The sequence below is a fragment of the Streptomyces purpurogeneiscleroticus genome (genome assembly GCF_020024005.1).
GTDB classification, from domain to species: Bacteria; Actinomycetota; Actinomycetes; order Streptomycetales; family Streptomycetaceae; genus Streptomyces; species Streptomyces purpurogeneiscleroticus.
Genome location: NZ_NHSG01000399.1, coordinates 1 through 3,266 on the forward strand (window position 1 = coordinate 1; position 3,266 = coordinate 3,266).

The 3,266-nt window shown below is 69.5% G+C and carries 5 protein-coding genes and 1 tRNA gene; 5 read left to right on the forward strand and 1 reads right to left on the reverse strand.

The genetic code is table 11. The features are described 5' to 3' along the window. A partial coding sequence (locus tag CCS38_RS29400) for a M6 family metalloprotease domain-containing protein (RefSeq protein WP_223736372.1) occupies positions 1 to 1,175 on the forward strand: 1,175 nt, incomplete at its 5' end. Positions 1,176 to 1,269: 94 nt separating this feature from the next. Here CCS38_RS29400 and CCS38_RS29405 read toward each other — a convergent pair. Next, positions 1,270 to 1,899, reverse strand: coding sequence for a TetR family transcriptional regulator (locus tag CCS38_RS29405; RefSeq protein WP_223736373.1), 630 nt, complete (start codon positions 1,897 to 1,899; stop codon positions 1,270 to 1,272). Positions 1,900 to 2,037: 138 nt separating this feature from the next. Between CCS38_RS29405 and CCS38_RS29410 the strand changes: the two genes are divergently transcribed. The 4 genes from CCS38_RS29410 to CCS38_RS29425 form a co-directional block, all read left to right on the forward strand. Beyond that, complete coding sequence (locus CCS38_RS29410; RefSeq protein WP_169749851.1) at positions 2,038 to 2,196, forward strand: hypothetical protein; 159 nt, start codon at positions 2,038 to 2,040, stop codon at positions 2,194 to 2,196. Next, positions 2,193 to 2,486 carry a hypothetical protein gene (locus CCS38_RS29415; RefSeq protein WP_223736374.1) on the forward strand — a complete coding sequence of 98 codons (294 nt, stop codon included), beginning with the start codon at positions 2,193 to 2,195 and terminating at the stop codon, positions 2,484 to 2,486. Before CCS38_RS29410 ends, CCS38_RS29415 begins: the two co-directional genes overlap by 4 nt. Positions 2,487 to 2,607: 121 nt before the next feature. After that, positions 2,608 to 2,680: transfer RNA gene (locus CCS38_RS29420), tRNA-Arg, on the forward strand. A gap of 304 nt (positions 2,681 to 2,984) precedes the next feature. Beyond that, positions 2,985 to 3,266, forward strand: a 282-nt coding sequence (locus CCS38_RS29425) for a GPP34 family phosphoprotein (RefSeq protein ID WP_223736375.1), incomplete at its 3' end; no start/stop codon positions are given.

Below are 3,266 nucleotides of genomic sequence, written 5' to 3' on the forward strand. Positions count from 1 at the left end.
CTCGCGCCCCCTCCGCGGCCTTCCCCTCCGGCCCCTGCGCCCTCTCCGGCGCTTTCCCGGGCACCCACGCCGGCGTATCGGAGGCGGCCACCACTCCCCGCGGCTTCACGCGCGCCACCGGCCGCGTACGGGCCCTCACGGTGCTCATCGACTTCCCCGACGTACGCGCCGGGATCAGCCCCCGCGCGCGTTACGGCGAGTTCTTCCCGGCCGTCCCGCGCTTCTTCCGGCAGAGCTCCTACGGCAAGCTCGACTACCGCTCGACACCCGTCCTGAAGTGGATACGGATGTCCCGCCCACTGGCCTCGTACGACATCGGGCGCGGCACCTCCTTCAACCCCGCCTCGAAGAACGGCTATTACGCGGTGGCGAAGGAGATCGTGCGCACCGTCGACCGCAACGTGGACTTCCGCGCCTACGACCTGGTCAACGTCCTCGTCACGCCGAACGCCGGCCCGCCCGCGACCGAGAACGTCTGGTCCGTCACCTTCAGCGGCGGCCCGCTGGGCCTGCGGACGGGCGACGGTACACAGCTCAAGAACGTCTCGTTCATCTGGAGCCGGCAGACCGGCGCGAGCGCCTACCGCGTCCTGAACCACGAGAACGCCCACTCCTTCGGCCTGCCGGACCTGTACTTCACCGACGGGCGCGCCGATCCGCACCCGGTGGGCCACTGGGACCCCATGGACGTCGACTGGGGCCCGGAGAACGACTTCCTGGGCTGGCACAAGTGGAAGCTCGGCTGGCTGTCCCCGGCCCAGGTGGACTGCGTCCGCCGCCCCGGCTCCGTCACCACCCACCGGCTCACCCCGGCCTCCGCACCCGGCGGCACGAAGATCGCAGTCATCCCGGTCTCCCGCTACCGCGCGTACGTCGTGGAGGCCCGCCGCACCGGCCCGCTCGACCCGACCGCGTGCCGCCCGGGCGTCCTGGTCTACCGCGTCTCCACCGACATACCTTCGGGCAGGGGCCCGGTACGCGTCTCCGACGCCACCCCGAAGAGCGCCGGCTGCTACCGCAAGGACCCGAACGTCCGCGCGGCCCTGACCGACGCCACATACCGCCCCGGCCAGACCTTCCGCGCGGAAGGCATCACGGTCTCGGTCCTGAAGAACGCCCCGCCCGATTCCTCGGACACCTTCCGAGTACGCATCACCACACCGAAACGGGCCTGACGGCACCAGGGCGTGCCAGGTGGGCGTGGCCGATCGGCGTCAGGCAACAGGCATCAGGCATCAGGCACACCACACGGGGCGGACCGCCCGGCCCTCAATCCGTCCAATGCAATCGCCCAAGGCTGATCAGCCGGAGTTGCCGACGGGCACGTTCGGCGATCCGGTCGCAAGCGGCCGCGTCATCATCATCCGCGGCGTCCAGAATCGCCGACGCGGTCATCACCAGATGATCGACGTACATCTCGGCGAGCATGAGCACGTCGTCGTCGCTCCAGGCGTCCGACACCGGCTGTTCCCTGAGCCCCGCCGCCACCTCCGCGGCGAACCGCGCCAGTTCGGCGGCTATCGCCTTCCGCACGGCGCGCACGCCCCCGTGCCGCTCCCGCGCGATGAAGCGAACGTGCGCCGGGTTCTCGCGTACGTACCGCTCGACGACCGCGACCGTACGGTCGATGCGCTCCTCGGCGCCGGGCTGCTCGGCGAGGATCGCGCGAATCACGACGTGCAGGCTGCCGAGCGACTCCTCGACCAGCGCGACGCCCAGGTCGGGGATGTCCCGGAAGTGCCGGTAGAACGCCGCCGGCGCCACCCCCACCACCCGCGTCACCTCGCGCAGCCCGAGGCTGCTCAGGCTCTGCTCCGCCAGCAGCCGCAGCCCGGCGTCGAGGAGCGCCTGCCGGGTCTTCTGCTTCTGGGCCTGCCGGACGCCGATGGTGTGACTCATGCCATTCAGTAAACACCCGTTCTCCGACACGATCCACCCCGGAGCCGCGCTAGACTCGATAGTCAGTGAACAACTGTCACACCAACTGTTCACCTAACCGTCGATCAAGGCCACTCACCTCACCCGGAAGGGCCAGAAATGATCTTCCTCGTCGCAGCTTTGCTCCTCCTGGGAGTCCTCCTGGGCACCGCGGCACACCTCCCGCTCGGCGCGACGCTGACCGCGGCCGCCGCGATTGCCGTCTGGCTGCTGATCTTCGCCATCCGCGAGTACCGCACGAAGGAGGCCCGTCGATGACCACGCTCATCCACCGCGCCGCGACCACCCCCTCAAAGGCCCCTCGCCGCAAGGAGAACCAGGCCGACGGCATGGCCGTGGCCTCCTTCATCCTGGGCCTGGTGGGCCTGCTCGTCATGAACGTCGTCCTGGGCCCGCTGTCACTGACCCTGGGCGCCCTCGCCCTCCACCGCGGCACCGACCGCCGCGGCCGCGCCCTCCTCGGCATGACCCTGGGCCTCGCCGACCTGATCGTGCTCGCCGCCCTGGTCACCGCCGACGGCACCGTCAGCTGGAACTTCCCCGGCTGACCCACCGACCACGAGCCTTGACCACCAGTGGCGAGACCGGGCACGACCCCATCCGCTACCCTGTTCACGGCTGGCCGATGGTGCGCCCACCAAGGGACACCGCACCACCGCTGACCGCCCCGCCTCCGTAGCTCAGGGGATAGAGCACCGCTCTCCTAAAGCGGGTGTCGCAGGTTCGAATCCTGCCGGGGGCACAACCTGCGCCGCAGGTCAAAAAGTTGCAGGCCCTCTGTTCATTCGAACAGAGGGCCTGCTCTGCGTCTGGACCTCATGCCCTCCCGGGGCGCCGATGAACTGCTGGCCCAGGACCCTCTCGACTGGTTGCGCGCGGCCTTGGGCGAGAAGGGCTGACCCCGTTGGGCTCGGCTGTGCCATCCGGTCATGGGGCTCCTTTCGGCGGCTCTGGGGTGGTTTGTTGGCTAGCCTGGGCGGGTCGGCGGTCGTTCGCTTACGGATGTGTCTGAGTTCGCTTACGGATGCCCTGAGACGGAGTCGTCCATGACCACAGCGCGGGATCTGGTGATCATTGCCCTGGACGTGCCGTCCAGTCGTCCTCTGCAGCAAGGTGAGCTGTCGCTGGCACTGGCGGGGGCCGAGTTGATCGATCTGCTGGCTGCCCGGGCCGTTGGGCTGGACGGTGAGGACATCGTGCCGGGGCACCGGTCGGCGATGGACGATCGACTGTTGAACGATCGGCTGTTGAACGATGCCGCGGCGTCGCTCGTTCGGCAGGTGCCGTACGAGTCGATCGAGGAGTGGCTGTGGCGGCGGGGGCGGGGG